The sequence below is a fragment of the Micromonospora parastrephiae genome (genome assembly GCF_016802865.1).
GTDB classification, from domain to species: domain Bacteria; phylum Actinomycetota; class Actinomycetes; order Mycobacteriales; family Micromonosporaceae; genus Micromonospora; species Micromonospora parastrephiae.
Genome location: NZ_JAEVHM010000063.1, coordinates 13,356 through 28,754, shown reverse-complemented (window position 1 = coordinate 28,754; position 15,399 = coordinate 13,356). Strand labels below are relative to the sequence as shown.

Annotated in this window: 16 protein-coding genes and 2 pseudogenes; 11 read left to right on the top strand and 7 right to left on the bottom strand. The window is 73.6% G+C overall.

Annotated features, from left to right (window positions below):
* A partial coding sequence (locus JNW91_RS15120) for a DUF6297 family protein (protein ID WP_203175790.1) occupies positions 1 to 798 on the top strand: 798 nt, incomplete at its 5' end.
* A 104-nt stretch (positions 799 to 902) separates the two neighbouring features.
* Here JNW91_RS15120 and JNW91_RS15115 read toward each other — a convergent pair.
* Both JNW91_RS15115 and JNW91_RS15110 read right to left on the bottom strand, forming a co-directional pair.
* On the bottom strand, positions 903 to 1,934 hold the full coding sequence (locus tag JNW91_RS15115; RefSeq protein ID WP_203175788.1) for an extracellular catalytic domain type 2 short-chain-length polyhydroxyalkanoate depolymerase: 1,032 nt from the start codon (positions 1,932 to 1,934) through the stop codon (positions 903 to 905).
* A 137-nt stretch (positions 1,935 to 2,071) separates the two neighbouring features.
* Positions 2,072 to 2,674: an MBL fold metallo-hydrolase gene (locus tag JNW91_RS15110; RefSeq protein ID WP_203175786.1), complete on the bottom strand. Its 603-nt coding sequence runs from the start codon at positions 2,672 to 2,674 to the stop codon at positions 2,072 to 2,074.
* A gap of 42 nt (positions 2,675 to 2,716) precedes the next feature.
* On the opposite strand from JNW91_RS15110, the gene JNW91_RS15105 reads away from it, so the two are divergent.
* From JNW91_RS15105 to JNW91_RS15095, 3 genes and pseudogenes are all read left to right on the top strand, one after another.
* A complete protein-coding gene (locus JNW91_RS15105; RefSeq protein ID WP_203175785.1) occupies positions 2,717 to 3,523 on the top strand; it encodes an SDR family oxidoreductase in 807 nt (268 codons plus the stop codon).
* Positions 3,524 to 3,670: 147 nt separating this feature from the next.
* Positions 3,671 to 4,599: pseudogene (locus JNW91_RS15100) on the top strand (pentapeptide repeat-containing protein).
* Between the two features lie 39 nt (positions 4,600 to 4,638).
* A complete protein-coding gene (locus JNW91_RS15095) occupies positions 4,639 to 4,875 on the top strand; it encodes a preprotein translocase YidC (protein ID WP_203175784.1) in 237 nt (78 codons plus the stop codon).
* An 8-nt stretch (positions 4,876 to 4,883) separates the two neighbouring features.
* Here JNW91_RS15095 and rnhA read toward each other — a convergent pair whose 3' ends face one another.
* Positions 4,884 to 5,357: a ribonuclease HI gene (rnhA, locus tag JNW91_RS15090; RefSeq protein ID WP_203175783.1), complete on the bottom strand. Its 474-nt coding sequence runs from the start codon at positions 5,355 to 5,357 to the stop codon at positions 4,884 to 4,886.
* 83 nt (positions 5,358 to 5,440) lie between these two features.
* Between rnhA and JNW91_RS15085 the strand changes: the two genes are divergently transcribed.
* A complete protein-coding gene (locus JNW91_RS15085; protein ID WP_203175782.1) occupies positions 5,441 to 6,187 on the top strand; it encodes a tyrosine-protein phosphatase in 747 nt (248 codons plus the stop codon).
* Between the two features lie 24 nt (positions 6,188 to 6,211).
* On the opposite strand, the gene JNW91_RS15080 is transcribed toward JNW91_RS15085, so the two are convergent.
* Together JNW91_RS15080 and JNW91_RS15075 are read right to left on the bottom strand one after the other, a co-directional pair.
* Positions 6,212 to 7,456 carry a lycopene cyclase family protein gene (locus tag JNW91_RS15080; RefSeq protein WP_203175781.1) on the bottom strand — a complete coding sequence of 415 codons (1,245 nt, stop codon included), beginning with the start codon at positions 7,454 to 7,456 and terminating at the stop codon, positions 6,212 to 6,214.
* A 65-nt stretch (positions 7,457 to 7,521) separates the two neighbouring features.
* The gene (locus JNW91_RS15075; RefSeq protein ID WP_309244368.1) at positions 7,522 to 8,793 is read right to left on the bottom strand and encodes an MFS transporter; all 1,272 of its coding nucleotides are present in this window, start codon (positions 8,791 to 8,793) and stop codon (positions 7,522 to 7,524) included.
* 536 nt (positions 8,794 to 9,329) lie between these two features.
* Between JNW91_RS15075 and JNW91_RS15070 the strand changes: the two genes are divergently transcribed.
* The 5 genes from JNW91_RS15070 to JNW91_RS15050 all read left to right on the top strand — a co-directional run bounded on the left by JNW91_RS15070 (position 9,330) and on the right by JNW91_RS15050 (position 12,678).
* Positions 9,330 to 9,815 carry a hypothetical protein gene (locus tag JNW91_RS15070; RefSeq protein WP_203175779.1) on the top strand — a complete coding sequence of 162 codons (486 nt, stop codon included), beginning with the start codon at positions 9,330 to 9,332 and terminating at the stop codon, positions 9,813 to 9,815.
* Positions 9,816 to 9,897: 82 nt separating this feature from the next.
* The gene (locus tag JNW91_RS15065) at positions 9,898 to 10,509 is read left to right on the top strand and encodes a class F sortase (RefSeq protein WP_203175777.1); all 612 of its coding nucleotides are present in this window, start codon (positions 9,898 to 9,900) and stop codon (positions 10,507 to 10,509) included.
* Between the two features lie 115 nt (positions 10,510 to 10,624).
* Entirely contained in the window at positions 10,625 to 11,734 is a 1,110-nt protein-coding gene (locus JNW91_RS15060; protein WP_203175792.1) for a magnesium and cobalt transport protein CorA, read from the top strand.
* Between the two features lie 44 nt (positions 11,735 to 11,778).
* Positions 11,779 to 12,198, top strand: a complete 420-nt coding sequence (locus JNW91_RS15055; protein ID WP_203175775.1) for a YchJ family protein — start codon at positions 11,779 to 11,781, stop codon at positions 12,196 to 12,198.
* Positions 12,199 to 12,291: 93 nt separating this feature from the next.
* Positions 12,292 to 12,678, top strand: a complete 387-nt coding sequence (locus JNW91_RS15050; protein WP_203175772.1) for a VOC family protein — start codon at positions 12,292 to 12,294, stop codon at positions 12,676 to 12,678.
* A 154-nt stretch (positions 12,679 to 12,832) separates the two neighbouring features.
* On the opposite strand, the gene JNW91_RS32310 is transcribed toward JNW91_RS15050, so the two are convergent.
* Together JNW91_RS32310 and JNW91_RS32305 are read right to left on the bottom strand one after the other, a co-directional pair.
* Positions 12,833 to 13,066 (bottom strand): hypothetical protein, encoded by a 234-nt coding sequence (locus JNW91_RS32310; RefSeq protein ID WP_238425025.1) that lies wholly within the window; start codon positions 13,064 to 13,066, stop codon positions 12,833 to 12,835.
* A 107-nt stretch (positions 13,067 to 13,173) separates the two neighbouring features.
* Positions 13,174 to 13,935 (bottom strand): annotated as a pseudogene (locus JNW91_RS32305) (membrane protein); the annotation flags it as partial.
* Between the two features lie 188 nt (positions 13,936 to 14,123).
* Between JNW91_RS32305 and JNW91_RS34180 the strand changes: the two are divergent.
* Positions 14,124 to 15,377: a peptidoglycan recognition protein family protein gene (locus JNW91_RS34180; protein WP_456085410.1), complete on the top strand. Its 1,254-nt coding sequence runs from the start codon at positions 14,124 to 14,126 to the stop codon at positions 15,375 to 15,377.
* Positions 15,378 to 15,399 lie beyond the last annotated feature (22 nt).

Below are 15,399 nucleotides of genomic sequence, written 5' to 3'. Positions count from 1 at the left end.
CAGAGCAGCCGGGCGGGGCGGCGGTGGCCGACCCTGGCCGGGGCCGTCCCGATGGTGGCCGCCGCCGTCATCACCGCCCTCGTGGTCCTCACCGGTCGCCTCGGCGACGGGCTGCCCCGGCCGGCGTCGACACCGACGGTCGCGCTGGTCGCCGTCGGGGTACCCCTCGCGGTCGCCGGCACGATCCTCGCGGTACGGGCGCTGCCCCGGGTCGACCGGGCCACCCTGACCACCGGCGCGCAGTTCGCCAACGCCGCCGCCACGGCCACGATCCTGCTCGACCCGAGCCTGCTCGCCGGCCTGGTGGAGAGCCGCCGCTGGCGCCGGATCGGCCGGGTGCGCAGCAGCCGTTTCCTGCCCGGCCCGGGCTGGTGGGCGCTGCTCCAGGCCGACGTACGCCGGCTGCGCCGCCACCCCAGCGCCCTGCTGATCTGGGCGGCCCTGATCGGAGTCCAGTACGCTGCCGCGCTCGCCCTGCCCGGGCTGGCCGGCGCCGCGCAGGTGGTGTTCGCCTACCTCGCCGCCGCGCGGCTGACCGGCGGGCTGCGCTCGATCAGCCGGTCGGCCGGCCTGCGCCGGGCGCTCGGCGGCAGCGACGCCCTGCTGCGCGGCATCCACGTGGTCGTGCCGGCGGTCGGCGCGGGCGTGTGGTGGCTGCTGACCCTGCCGACCATCGACCCGGGACCGGCGTGGCTGGCGCCGACGCTGGCGCTCGGAGTGGTGGCCGCCGCCTTCCGGGCGGCCACCCGCCCGCCGATCGACTACGGCGCGCGACGGTCAACACGCCGTTCGGGATGATCCCGGTCGACCTGCTGCGGCAGGGCGCACGCGGGCCGGCGCTGCTCGCCGTGCTCGTCCTGGTCCAGCTGTTCCTGGGCTGACTCCGCCTTGACCGGGCCCGCTCAGCCGTCCAGGCGGCGGACCATGTTCATGATGGTCTCCACCTGCGCGCCGCCCTTGATCGGGAAGTTCGTCGCGCCGAGGTAACCCCACCAGTCCCAGCAGCCGTTCGGGTTGCTGAGGGCCGTACCCGCCTGCGGGTAGAGGACGATCAGGTTGTTGGTGTCGGCGTACTGGTTCAGATTGGCCCGGTCGACGAAGGCCGTGCCCACCGCGCCGGAGGACTGCGCGCACCCGTGCAGGGCGACCAGCAGCCGGCACGACTGCCCGGCCGCGCAGGCCGACGGGACGTACGCGAAGCCGTTCGCGTCCATGCTCAGCCCGTTGGCCCAGCCGTTGACCGCGAACGTGTCCTGGCTGAACCGGACGAGCGTACCGCCCAGCGCGCCGGTGTTCGGTGCGTTCACCCCACCGAGCAGCTTGCGCAGCAGGGCGTTCTGCGGGTCGGTGCCGCAGTCGTTCAGGTACGGCGACGCGGTCGCCGTGCACCCCTGCGTCCCGTACGGGGTGACCCAGGAGTGGCCGGCCGCGGAACCGCTGTCGTACTGCACGCTGGCCCCGAAGTGCTGGTAGTAGCGGACCAGGTCGTCGGTGACGGACTTCTTCACGGTGGTGTCGTTGCCGCCGTGGAACACGTACACCGGGTCACCGGAGAGGTTGCCGACCGGGTCCACCCAGCCGTACGACGCCCAGGTCCGGGTGTACGCCTGCAGGGCGGACACGTTGGTCGGGTACCGGTTGTCGCCGCAGCCGTACAGCGCCTGCGCGACGGTGTTCTGCGAGCAGTAGTAGGGCCCGGCCGCGAAGACGGCCGCGCCGCGGATCCGGGACGAGTAGGCGACGTGCAACTGGGTGGCCATGTAGCCACCGGAGGAGACCCCGGCGACGTAGACGCCGGAGACGTTGTACGTGCCCAGCGACCCGGCGACCGGGGGCTTGGTGGACGGGGTTGCGGCCAGGGCGGGGGTCGCGGCGGTCAGGACCAACAGGAGGACGGCGGCGAGGGCTGCGGCGACTCTGCGCGGTGTGGACATGGACGCTCTCCTTCGGAGCGCCAACGGGGGCGTCGGCGTGCGCCGAAGCTACCGTGACACAGACCACACCAGATATGAGCGCGACCGCCACCTCCCATGACGTCGGTGTGTCCCCCTCATCCATCCCCCGAAAGTGGTCAGGCGGTGTCGCCGGGGACGAGATGGCGGTAGCCGGGGATCGTCTCGCCGAACCAGCCGGCGACGCTCTCCAGGCCACGCTCGTTGAGCTGCGCGTCGTGGATCGGGTACGACGCGGCGGCGCCCACCGCGCGGGCGAACCGGATCGCCTCGTCCAGACGCAGCCAGGACCCCTGCGCCGGGACGAGCAGGGTGCGCACCGGCTCGTCCGGCACGTGCAGCGAGTCGCCGGGGTGGTAGAGCCCGTCGCCGATCAGGTAGCCCAGGTTGGGGCAGTCGGGCTGACCCTCGTGGATGGCGGCGTGCCGGCCACCGTGGGCGCTGACCTCGATGCCGGCCGCCGTGAAGCGCTGCCCCGCGCGGACCCGGGTCACCGGCAGCGGGGCGAGGTCGGGCAGGCGTGCGCCCTCGGGGGCGTACACGGGGACGCCGAGGCCGGCCAACCGCAGCACGTCCACGTGGTCGGTGTGCTCGTGGGTGACCAGGACGGCGTCCGCACCGGCCAGGGCGCGCGGCTCGCTCCAGGTGCCCGGGTCGACGACCAGCACCCCACCGTCGTGCTCGACACGGACGCAGGCGTGCGTGAACCGGGTGATCCGCATCCGGCGACGGTACGCCCCGCCCGGTCGGGGTACTGGGCAGGCATGCCTCAGCGATACGAGAACTACCCGAGGATCGCCGTGGTCACCGGCGCGGACTCCGGCATCGGCAAGGCCTGCGCGGTAGCCCTGGCGACGGACGGCTTCGACATCGGCATCACCTGGTACGGCGACCCCGACGGCGCCGAGCGGACCGCCACCGAGGTCCGCGCCACCGGGCGGCGCTGCGAGGTCGCCGAGGTCGACCTGACCCGACTGCCGGAAGGGGCGGCCGTGGTGGACGAGTTGGCCGACCGGCTGGGCGGCATCGGCGTGCTGGTCAACAACGCCGGCACCGGCGCCTCGACCCCGTTCGTCGACACCGCGTGGGAGCAGTGGCGACAGGTCCTCGCCGTCGACCTGGACGCGCCGTTTCTGTGCGCGCAGCGGGCCGCGCGACGGATGCGGGCGACCGGCGCCGGCGGGCGGATCATCAACATCACCAGCGTGCACGAGCACGCGCCCCGGGTGGGTTCCGCCGCGTACTGCGCGGCCAAGGGCGGCCTGGGCCTGCTGACCCGGGTGATGGCGCAGGAGTTGGCCGCCGACGGGATCACCGTCAACGCGGTAGCCCCGGGCGAGATAGCCACACCGATGACCGGGCAGGAGGACGTCGACCCGTTCACCCAGGATCGGCCCGGCGTGCCGGTGGGACGGCCCGGCGACGCCCGGGAGGTCGCGGCCGTGGTCGCGCTGCTCGCCTCCCCCGCCGCCAGTTACGTCACCGGGGCGTCCTGGCCCGTCGACGGCGGCATGCTGCTGATGGGCCCGCAGGCGAACAGCCTGACGTCGAACGACTGGCGTTCGGTCTGAGCGCCGTCAGTCCTGCTCGGCCGCGGACGTCCGCAGGATGTGGAGGAACCGGGCGGTGGTGGTAGACGGTGACCCCCGGCCCGGCCGCGGGGTCGCCGCGCGGAACAATTGTGGTACCCGCGTCCGATCGCCAGGAGGAGCGTCCCCGTGCCGCCCAGCCCCGCACCGACGCCCGGCTCGGCGCAGGTGCGCGCCGACTGCGGGCGCTGCTTCGGGCTGTGCTGCGTGGTGCCCGCGTTCGCCCGTTCGTCGGACTTCGCGATCGACAAGCCGGCCGGGCAGCCCTGCCCCAACCTGCGCACCGACCACCGCTGCGGCATCCACACCGAGCTGCGGCAGCGCGGTTTCCCCGGCTGCACGGTGTTCGACTGCTTCGGCGCCGGGCAGCAGGTCGCCCAGGTCACCTTCGGTGGTCGGAACTGGCGGGACGCACCGGGAACGCTGCCCGCGATGGCGGAGGCGTTCGCCGTGCTGCGGCCACTGCACGAGCTGCTCTGGTACCTCACCGAGGCGGTGGCGCTGCGCCCGCCGGCCGAGTTGCGCGTCGAGCTGGAGCGCGCCCGCGCCGAGACCGTGGCGCTCACCGCCGGCGATCCGGCGCAGCTACGGGCGGTGGACCTGACGGCTCACCGTGACCGCGTCAACCCGCTGCTGTCCCGGGCCAGCGACGCGGCACGGTCGCCCGGAGGCGCCGACCACCGGGGCGCCCACCTGCTCGGGGCCGACCTGCGCCGGGTCGACCTGCGCCGAGCGAACCTGCGCGGGGCGCTGCTGGTCGGCGCGACCTGCTGGGCGTCGACCTCAGCCTGGCCGACGTGACGGGCGCGGACCTGCGCGGCGCCGATCTGCGCGGCGCGGACCTGCGGACCACCCTCTTCCTGCACCAGGCCCAGCTGGACGCCGCGCGCGGTGACACCCGCACCGGGTTGCCGACGGCACTCACCCGGCCGGCGCACTGGACGGCGCTCGCGCTCACCCCGGTACGCCAACCACCACGGTCCGCCGCCCCCGCCCGACGCGGCCGACGCCGCCGAGGGGCCACCCCGCGAGGTTTCGGCCGCGACGACGCCGGGTAGCCAGCGCCGACGCGGACCGGCATCGACGGGGGGCACGGCGTGGGCTACCGAAAGCGCGACGGTGAGCTGCCGGGCGACCCGCAGCACAGCGAGGACGAGGCCGGTCAGGTCCCGTTGGTGCAGGTCGAGGCGGACACCGAGGTCCCACCCCCGGACGACACCGACGTGCGGCCGGACATCGTGACCGAGGACGACAACTCGGGAGTCGCGGGTGGGTCGTCCGGCGGCAGCGGCGGCGGATCGAACCTACCGGGGCATCCGGACGCGACCCGCTGACGCCGGGATCAGCGGCTGGCCAGCGCGCCCCGCGCCTCGGTCATGCCCTTGTTGGCGAGTCTGTCGGCGCGCTCGTTCTCCGGGTGCCCGTTGTGCCCCTTGACCCACAGCCACGTGACCTCGTGCCGCTCGCAGGCCGCCTCCAGCCGCTGCCACAGGTCGGCGTTCTTCACCGGCTGCTTCGCCGCGGTCAGCCAACCGTTGCGCTTCCACGACGCCAGCCAACTCGTGATGCCGTTGCGCACGTACGTGCTGTCGGTGTGCAGTTCCACCGTGACCGGGCGGTTCAGGCTCTCCAACGCCTGGATGGCGGCCATCAGCTCCATCCGGTTGTTCGTGGTCGGCGTGGCCTCGCCACCACACAGCTCCCGCTCGTGGTCGCCGTACCGCAGCAGCGCACCCCAGCCGCCCGGCCCCGGGTTGCCGCTGCACGCCCCGTCGGTCCAGATCTGCACGCCCCTGCCGGCCGCCGCGTCCACCATGCCCGGCAACCTACCGGGCGGCGACGCGGCGCTGCCCGCTCGGGGGGCCGCCACGCCGAGCCGGAGGCGCTAGGGTCAGCCGGATGGACCGGCACGTCGCGTTCGACCGTCTGCACAATTTCCGCGACCTCGGTGGCTACCGCACCGACGACGGGCGCACGGTGCGCTGGCGCCTGCTCTACCGCTCGGATTCCCTCGGCAAGCTGACCGGCACCGACCTCGACCGGTTCCAGGCGCTCGGTGTGCGCACGGTGATCGACCTGCGGTATCCGTGGGAGATCGCCGCGCGGGGCCGGGCACCAGAGGTCGACGGGCTGGCCTGGCACAACCTCAGCATCGAGCACCGCGCCTACGACCAGGCGACCATCGACCCGGCACTCGACCCGTGGCGCTACCTCGCCGACCGGTACGCCGAGGTCGCCGAGGACGGGGTGGCCGAATTGCGTCAGGCGCTTGAGGTGATCGCCGCCGCTGACGCGCCGCTGGTCTTCCACTGCGCCTCCGGCAAGGACCGCACCGGCCTGCTGGCCGCGCTGCTGCTGGCCCTGCTCGGGGTGGACGAGGACCAGATCGCCGCCGACTTCGCGCGTACCGAGGTGGCCACCGAACGTCTCATCGCCGACTGGCGGGCCCTGAACCCCGACCGTGAACTGCGCTGGCCGGGGTACGGGCGGGCGCCGGAGGCGATCATCCGGCACTTCCTGGCCGACCTGACCGTCGCGTACGGCTCCGTCGTCGGCTATGCCACCGACCGGCTCGGCGTGGACGAGGCGCTGACCATCCGGCTGCGTGAGCGCCTGCTCGGCGACCGAGGACCGGCCGCGCGGTGACGGCCCGGCGCTGACCTGCCCGGGTCAGCCGGGCGGCGCCTCCGGCGCGACGCCCACCACGGCCGCCGGGACGGCAGGCGCGGGCCGGGTGGGGCGGAGCCGGTCGCGCAGGCGCTGCGTCGCGTCGCCGGCCGTTGCGGCGATCATCGGCAGCAGGCGGGTGGAGTTCATGACCGCGACCTCCTCGGCCGGGCTGGTGACCCCGTCGAGGAAGCGCAGCACGCGCTCGGCCGGATTGCGGTCGAAGAGCCGGTCGAAGAACTCCGGACCACCGACCCCGCCCCGGTCCAGCGCGCGTAGCGCCACCGCGTCCATCCAGCGATGCCGGCGGGGGTACGCGGGCTCCGGCACCGGCGGCCGGCCGGCGGCGAGCGCGCGGGCCACCTGATCGGCCTGGCGGTACATGGCGGAGAAGGTGAACCCGGTGGAGGGGCGGGTCGCTCCGCCGGCCGTGCCGAGGCGGACCACCCGGGGCGTGGGTCGGGCCGGGAACGGCGCGTCGGTCATCGGGATCACCCCGTTCTCCACCTCGCGCACCCGCAGCCCGGCCGGGTCCAACCCGAGCAGGTCCCGGTACGCGGTCAGCGCCGCGTCGTACCCGGCGTCGGTGAGCAGGCCCGGGGAGAACTCGGTGTACTCGACCAGGGCGTAGCGGTCGCCGACCGGCAGCACGTACCCGAACGAGACGCCCCGGGGCGGCTGCGGGGTGCGGAAATCCATCAGCACCGCCCGCTGCGGGTCGAAGACGGGCCGGTCGGCCTCCAGCCACCAGCCCCGAAAGTGCTGCAACCAGGTCGTGCGTCCCGCTCGCGCCGGTGGGCGGGGGCGCGAGTCGAGCACCCAGCCGGCCCGCACGACAGACCCGTCGCCGACGCGGACCACCACGCGGGTGCGGTCGTCGGTCACCGTCTCGGCGGGCGCGACGATCCGGGTGGCGCGCAGGCGGCGCTCGGCGTCGGCAGCCCGGTCGTAGACCGGGCCGGAGCGGAGCATGGCGTACCGCAGCGGGGTCAGGTCCAGGACGCGGCGCCGCGCGGGCGTGGTCACCTCGACCTGCTGCCAGCTCGCGCTGAGCAGCGGGTCCAGGTCGGGGTCCGGGCTGCCCCAGAAGGCCCACGTGCGGTCCTGGCCGCGTCGGCGCACCGGGTCGACGATGGCGATCCGCAGGTCGCGGACGCCGTGCCGGTCCAACGCGGCGAGCAGCAGCGACGCGGCGCCGCCGCCGCCGAGCAGCGCGAGGTCGACGTCGAGCGGCGCGGAGTCGGTCACCCGCACCACGCTGCCACACGACCGGGCCCGCCCACGCGCTGCCACCCGACGCGTTGGAGCGGCGCTCAGGCCACCGGAGCCGGCGACTGCTCGACCGGGGGCGGGTCGGCGTAGGCGCGCGCCACCGCCGCGCGGTTGAAGACCCGCCAGGTGGCGGCCGAGACACCGATCGCCACGACCAACCCGACCCAGTACGGCGCGGTGATGCCGAACCGGGCGGCGAGCAGCCCGCCGAGCAGCGCACCCACGCAGTTGCCGCCCGCCGCCACGAAGAGGGTCGTGCTGGCCACCCGGCCCTGCAACGTCGGTGGGGTGAGTCGTTGGCGCAGTGAGTTCGCCACGATGTTCCACAGCGCGCTGTGCAGGCCGAAGGCGAAGAGCGCGAAGCCGACCACGACCGTGCTGCGCGACGCGGCCAACGCCAGGTGCAGCCCCGCCTCGATGAGCAGGCCGATCCGGATCGTCCAGGTGGCGGTGACCCAGGCGATGAGCCGGTCGCCGAGCAGGGCACCGAGCACTCCGCCGACGGCGATGCAGGTGAACAGCAGGCCGTAGCCGACGGACCCGAGCCGTAGCCGCTCGCCGGCGAGCAGCACCAGCACCGCGAGCGCGGCGGTGAGGGTCACGTTGAGCAGGCCGATGAGCACGGCCATCGTGCGCAGCAACCGCTGGTGCGCGAGGAAGCGCAGCCCTTCGAGGATCTCTCTGCCCATCGAGCGGGGGAGGCGTTCGTGCGCGTCGGTGGCCACGGCCCGGAAGTCCCCGCCGATGAGCGCCACCAGCACGGCGCTGAGGGCGTACGTGACGGCGTTGACGAGGAACGGGCTGCCCGCCGAGAGCGCGAACAGGAAGCCGCCGAGCGGGCCGGCCAGCATGCTGTGCATGAGGGTGGCGCCGCCGCCGAGCCAGCCGTTGGCGCGTTCCAGACGGTGCCGTGGCACCACGGTCGGCAGCATGGCCTGGCTGGCCGCGCGGAACACGATCTCACCGGTGTTGACCACGAACAGCACCGCGTACAGCAGCGCCACCCCACCTCGGCCGGTCAGGATCGCCGTGGCCAGGACGGCGAGCGCGACCACCCGGACCAGGTCGATGACGATCATGAGGCGGCGGCGGTCCATCCGGTCCGCCAGCACCCCGCCGGGCAGGGCGAAGAGCAACCACGGCAGCCAGGCCACCGCGGACGCCGCGGCGACCACGAGCGGGTCGTCGGTACGCGACGCGACGAAGAGCGGGGCGGCGACGGTGGCCAGGCCGCTGCCCAGGGCCGAGAGCGTGCTGGCCGCCCAGAGCCGGACGAACACCGTTCCCAGACCAGCTCCCGCGTCCCGTGTCACGGCCAGCGAACCTACCAGCGTCTCCCCTGGCCCCAGGGGGATGGCCGTCCGGCTGACGCGGATAGCGCCGGCTGACCGGAGCGCACCCGACGCACCTCGGTCAAGATCCGCGCAAAAACAGGGATGTAGTGGCCTCCGGAACGCAAGAGGCACCTAGATCCCTGTTCTTGTGCGGATCTTGGAAAGCGTGCGGCGGCGCGAGCGGCGCCGGAGAGCGCCCACCGACGCCCGCCGACGCCGCGCCGGTTCGCGGGGTGCATTTCCGCCGCCGCTGGCAATACCTCGCCATCGGCTCAGCGACGACCGCTCGACCGGAGGAGACATCGATCGGAGCACCGGGGCCGGTCGGACCGTCCGGGCCTTTCCGCAGCTCTCCCCGCCTTCGGGAAGACACGTGACGGCAACGAGGATTTCTCATTTTCACCGGATCGGGGTCCCAACCCACCTAGTGTTGGGCACACCGGTGCTAGTCACGGAGTTGGCCACCCGAACGACGTCCCACGCAGTCAGCGGACGAAAAGTGAGGGAAGACGCGTATGAAGGTCTCAACAGCACTCTGCTCAGCGGCGCTCGGCGTGGGCCTCGGCACGCTCCTGCTGCCAGGCGCCGCGCTGGCCGACACCACCGTGTCACCGGCCACCACCCCGGTCGGTGGGACCGTCGTGCTCACCGCGACGACCTGCAACCCGAAGTCGGGTGACGCCCTCTTCCGCGTCACCGGCCCCAACCGCGACCAGAACGTCCGGTCCACCACGGCCGCCGCCGGCGGCGGCCTGAGCGCCGAACTCTTCACCGCCGGGTTCACCCTGGGCACGTACACCGTGGCCGCCACCTGCGGCGACGGCAGCTCAGCCGGCAGCGCCACGTTCACCGTCACCCCGATCGGTGGCGCACCAGCCGGCTCCGGCGGCGACAGCCGCGAGACCGGCGCCCTCGCCGCCGGCGGCACGCTGCTCGGCACCGCCGTCGCCGGCGCGGTGGTTCTGTTCCGCCGGCGCCGTCCGGTGTCCGCCGTCGCCTGACCGGCGACCCGCTCCATCCCTGAGGACGGGTGCCCGCGCCAACCGGCGCGGCACCCCGACCATCCCGTACGGAGGTAGGCACGTGTGGTGGCGGCGGACCCTGCCGGCCGTGGTCGCCCTGCTCGGCGTCACCGGGCTGGGACTGATCACCGTCGGCCTCACGGCCGACCCGGCCCGGCCCCCACGACCACCGGCCGACGCGCCGACTCGCACCCACCCCGCACCGGACCTGGCGCCACTGCCGCGCGCCGCGCCGGTGCGGGTGCAGATCCCGGCCATCGGTGTAGGCGCCGAGATCGTCCCGGTCGGCGCGGACGCCGCCGGGGTGCTGGAGGTGCCGCCCCTGAACCGGCCCCAGCTCGCCGGCTGGTACCGGCACGGGGTCAGTCCCGGCGAGACGGGCAACGCCGTCCTGGTCGGACATGTCGACTCCCCGACCGGCCCGGCGGTCTTCTTCGACCTCGGCCGCCTGCGCGCCGGCCAGGAGATCCGGATCACCCGCGCCGACGCGTCGATCACGACGTTCACCGTGGACGACGTGCGCGCGTACCCCAAGGACCGTTTCCCCACCACGCTGGTGTACGGCTCGGCGGACGCCGCCGGGCTGCGCCTGATCACCTGCGGCGGACGGTTCGACGCCGCCACCGGCAACTACGTCGACAACGTCGTCGTCTTCGCCTCCCGCACCGCCTGAAACCACCCGCCGCCCCGCTGTCGGGCGCCGGACCCGGCTCGGCAGAATGCGGTGACACCATCCCTGCGGGCATCGTGACCGGGGCGGTGCGTCGACGTCGGGGAGGCACGTGGTGGTGGACGAGGGAGCGGTAGGGGACCGGGCCGGTGGCGGCGTACGCGCGCTGGCTCGTCGACTGCTCGGACGGGTCGAGGGCGACTCCCCCGCACCGCGTCGATCCAACCCGGACGCCGTGGTCGACTGCGCCGTCTACGTCAACGGACGACGAGAGCCCGGCCGCCCGCACTACGCCGACGCGTACACCCGGGTCCGGCGCGGTCGCGACGCCTTCGTCTGGTTGGGCCTGCACGACCCGGGCCCGGCGGTGCTCGCCGCGGTGGGCCGGACCTTCGGCCTCGACGAGCTGACCGTCGAGCAGGCGCTCGCCGACGGGCACCGGCCCACCGTGCAACGCCACGGGTCGGTGACGCTGCTGGTGCTGCGCACCGCCGGGTACGTCGAACACGACGAGCTGACCGACACCTCCGAGGTGATCGACACCGGCGATGTGATGGTGCTGCTCGGCGACCGGTTCGCCATCACCGTGCGGCACGGCGCCGCCGGGGCGCTGCGCAGCGTACGGGCCGACATCGAACGCCGCCCCGCGCTGCTGGCCGCCGGCCCGTGGGCGGTCGCGTACGCGGTCTGCGCCCGGATGGTCGACTCCTACCTGGAGGTGGCCGGGCACGTGGAGCGGGACCTGGAGCGGGTCGAGGAGGCGGTGTTCGCCCGCGACCGCTCCGCCGACATCCAGCACATCTACCAGCTCAAACGGGAGGTGGTGGAGTTCAAGCGGGCGGTCCTGCCGTTGCAGGCGCCGATGCGGACGCTGCTCGACGCGGATGGCGCCGACGGCCCGCCGCGTACGTTGCACCGCTGGTTCGTCGACGTGGACGGCCGGCTGAGCCGGGCGGTGGACCGGGTGGCCGCGTACGACGATCTGCTCACCTCGATCGTCCAGTCCCGCCTGGCGCAGCTCGGGGTCGAGCAGAACAACGACATGCGCAAGATCGCGGCATGGGCGGCCATCGCGGCCACCCAGACCGGCATCGCCGGCGTCTACGGCATGAACTTCGACCACATGCCGGAGTTGGCCTGGCGCTACGGCTACGCGGGCGCCCTCACCCTGATGGCCGTGGCCGCCCTGGCCCTGTACCGCCTGTTCCGCCGTTCCGGCTGGCTCTGACCCCGTGCGTCCGGGCCTGCGGACCGGTACGGCAGGATGACGGCGTGGGCAAGGGTGGTTCGCGCAGGCGGGCGAACGCGACGACGGGCAGGGTGTGCCCGTGTGGCTCCGGCCAGGCGTACGCGGGCTGCTGCGCCCCGGTGCACGGCGGCGACGCACAGGCGCCGACGGCCGAGGCGTTGATGCGCTCCCGGTTCAGCGCCTTCGCCCTCGGCGACACCGGCTACCTGCTGCGAAGTTGGCACTCCTCGACCCGGCCGGCGCGGCTGGAGCTGGACCCGGGGCAGCGGTGGACCCGGCTGGAGATCGTCGACACCGAGCGGGGCGGCCTGCTCGACACCGCGGGCACGGTGACGTTCCACGCCCACTACCGGGACGCGGGTCGCCCGGGCACGCTCACCGAACACAGCCGGTTCGTCCGCGAGGACGGCCGGTGGGTCTACCTCGACGGCGATCAGCCCTGACGGCCTCCTTCGACGCGGTCGGCGAGTCGGGAGCGGGGTCGACGTCCCGCACGAGAGGCTGACGGTGCTGCTCGAGTCGAACGGAGACCTCGGATGACCATGACCTTCATCAACCTGGCGGTGCGCGACCTGACCACCGCCGCCGATTTCTACCGCGCGATCGGCTTCACCAGCGACCAGGCCGGGCCGGAGGGCGACAGCATGATGCTCACCATCTCCGACACCACCCGGCTGATGCTGCACATCCGCTCGGCCTTCGAGGCGTACACCGGGGTCGCCGCCACGGACACGGCGACCAGCCGGGAGGTCATCGTGGGGCTGTCGGCGCAGAGCCGCGAGCAGGTCGACGAGCTGGTCGACCGGGCGGCGGTCGCCGGTGGGGAGGCGCTCGGGCCGGGGATCGCCAACGGGCCGATGTACATGCGCGGCTTCCGGGACCTCGACGGTCACCAGTGGTCGTTCCTGCACCTGGCCGGCTGAGGAAGCCCGGCGGCGCCCTCCCTGGCCGCCGCCGGGTCGCCAGGTCATGTCGGCGATGCTGGACAAGCGTCGCGGCCCCGGCCAGCGCTTTCGGCGGGCGTACGACGAAGCGGGGCGGGATCCGAGAGATCCCGCCCCGCCGTACCGCTGGGTGTCAGCGCCGGTCGACCGGCGGCGGGATGACCGTGGTGGTCTCGCTGTCGTCGCTGACGCGCTGCTCGGGCACCGCGCCGCCGCTGACCACCTGGGTCGCTTCCGGGTCGAGGCCCACCACCTGCGTGGTGTCCGAGTCGGTCGACCTGTCGACCACCTGGGTCGTGTCGTCGGACGCGGACGGCCGGGCGGCGACCGGCGACGTCTCGGCGTCGACGCCGTCCCGGGTGACCACCTGGGTGGCTCGGAGTCGGCCGAGGGGCGGACGATCTGGGTGGCCTCGGAGTCGGTCGAGGGGCGGACGATCTGGGTGGCCTCGGAGTCGGCCGGCCGGGTCACCACCTGGGTCGCCTCCGGGTCGCTGGCCGGAGTGGCCGCCCGGGCCGCCTCGGCCTCGGCGTCGCGGCGACCGGCCCGGTACGCGTGGGCGTGCGCGGCGATCAGCTGCGACTCCTGCTCGGCGCGGGTCAGCCACGCCTCCCAGCGACTCTGCATCGGACGGATCAGGCCACCGCCGACGCCGACGACGAGGATGCCGCCGATCGTGGCGAGCACGGCGATCAGCACGGGCGTGGTGACCGCCGTGGCGACGCCGATCTGGTTCAGCGCCGCGATGACGCCGAGGCCGAGGATGAACACCGAGGCGATGTTGGCCAGCACCCCGCCGTACGACAGCCCGCCGAGCGCGCCGCTGATGATGTCCTTGACGGCGTTGGCGATGGCGGCGGCCACCACGACGATGACGATGGCGACGAAGGCGCGGGGCAGCCACGAGATGACCGCGGCGATCAGGTCGGAGATCGGGTTCGGCCCCCAGATGCCGAAGGCCAGCTGAAGGGTGAGCAGCAGCACCGCGTAGTAGACGAGCTTCGCGACGATGTCGCTGGCGTCGTACCGGGATCGACTCAACGCGCGGCGGACGCCACCGCGTTCGACGGCGCGGTCGAAGCCCACCCGCTCCAGGACCTTCTCCACGATCTTCAGCACGGCCTTGGCGATCAGCCAACCCGCCACCAGGATCGCCACGAAGGCGACGGCCTTGGGCAGGAAGAGCATCACCGAGCGGAGGGCGTCGCCCACCGCGTCGCTGACGTTGTCACTCATATGGTCATTCCTTCACGCAGGCAGCCGCAGGTTCGCCCCGACCTACCCCAGGCGGTCCGAGGGGAAACGCCGGCCTGCGGGTGGGCGGGGTCTAGCGCACGGGCGAGTGTTGGCAATATTCTCCGGAGTGCGTGCGGCCACTGGAGCTACTTTTCATCCCCCGCCGTCGGCCGCAGGAGGAGACTTTCATGCACGTCGACCATTCCGAAGTGGATCGCCGGACGCTGCTGCGGGCCGGTCTCGGCGCCGCCACGGTCGCCGTCGTCGGGAGCGAACTCGCCTTCCCGGCCGCGGCGCAGGCCGCCCCGGGCACCGACCTGGACTGGATCATCAGCTGCGACGAGTGGGACGCGCGGCCGCCGAAGGACCCGCTGTCGGTCAGCGCCATTCCCACCAACAAGATCATCGTGCATCACATGGCGTTCCCGAACGTCACCGACTACTCCCGCGAGCAGGCGGTCAAGCTGGCCCACGACTGCCAGGACCTGCACATGGACGGCAACGGCTGGTCGGACACCGGCCAGCACTTCACGGTCAGCCGCGGCGGCTACGTGCTGGAGGGCCGCCGGGGCAGCCTGGAACGCCTCGAAGCCGGCGACCGGCAGATGATCTCGGCGCACTGCCCGGGCGAGAACGGTCGGGCCATCGGCATCGAGAACGAGGGCACCTACGTCACCGAGACGCCGCCGCAGGCGTTGACCGACTCGCTGGTCAAGCTCTGCGTCGCCATCTGCCGCCAGTACGGCCTGCACGCGCACGACATCTTCGGCCACTGGGACTTCCGCACCACCGAGTGTCCGGGCGCCGCCTTCTACCGGGAGTTCCCGGCGCTGCGCCGGCGGGTGTACGCGGCCCTCGGCACCAAGCTGGGTGACGTGCCGGCGCGCCGCTGGCCGGACCTGTGGCGGTTCGTCAACTCGCCGTCGGTCCGGGTGGTGCAGCACCTGCTCACGTTCCGCGGCTACGCGGTGACGGTCAGCGGCACGTTCGACGCCGCGACCGTCGCGGCCGTGCAGGACTGGCAGGCCCGCAACGGCATTCCGGTGGACGTGGACGCCACGCTCACCACGCCCACCTGGGAGACCCTGGCGCCGGAGCTGGACCAGCACGCCGCGGCGCGCCGGTCACCGCGGTGCAGGAGATTCTCGCCACCAAGGGGTACGCGGTCACCGTCACCGGGGCGTACGACCACGCCACCCGGGCGGCGGTGCAGGACCTGCAGGCGCTGCACGGCCTGCCGCGCAACGGCAAGCTCAGCACGAGCACGTGGTGCGCGATCGTCGGCGGAACGGTCCGCCAGACGTTCCAGCACCGCTGAGTTCGCGGCGGCGGTGCGGGGCACCCCGCACCGCCGCCGGGCGCTCGCGGCGGCGCGACGGCGAGCGTCAACCGCGTCCAGTCCCGGGGCTGACCAGCGCCGCGTCGCGGTCGGGCCGGTTTGATCCGCCGCGCGGGCGGAAAGAG

Bases quoted from the DNA above. Each gene is read 5' to 3' on its own strand.
- rnhA (WP_203175783.1), bottom strand. From the start codon at position 5,357: ATGGTGGACGCGGCGGCCGGCAGGGGCGTGCAGATCTGGACCGACGGG.
- JNW91_RS15115 (WP_203175788.1), bottom strand. From the start codon at position 1,934: ATGTCCACACCGCGCAGAGTCGCCGCAGCCCTCGCCGCCGTCCTCCTG.
- JNW91_RS15050 (WP_203175772.1), top strand. From the start codon at position 12,292: ATGACCATGACCTTCATCAACCTGGCGGTGCGCGACCTGACCACCGCC.
- JNW91_RS34180 (WP_456085410.1), top strand. From the start codon at position 14,124: ATGCACGTCGACCATTCCGAAGTGGATCGCCGGACGCTGCTGCGGGCC.
- JNW91_RS15105 (WP_203175785.1), top strand. From the start codon at position 2,717: ATGCCTCAGCGATACGAGAACTACCCGAGGATCGCCGTGGTCACCGGC.
- JNW91_RS15110 (WP_203175786.1), bottom strand. From the start codon at position 2,674: ATGCGGATCACCCGGTTCACGCACGCCTGCGTCCGTGTCGAGCACGAC.
- JNW91_RS15085 (WP_203175782.1), top strand. From the start codon at position 5,441: ATGGACCGGCACGTCGCGTTCGACCGTCTGCACAATTTCCGCGACCTC.
- JNW91_RS15070 (WP_203175779.1), top strand. From the start codon at position 9,330: ATGAAGGTCTCAACAGCACTCTGCTCAGCGGCGCTCGGCGTGGGCCTC.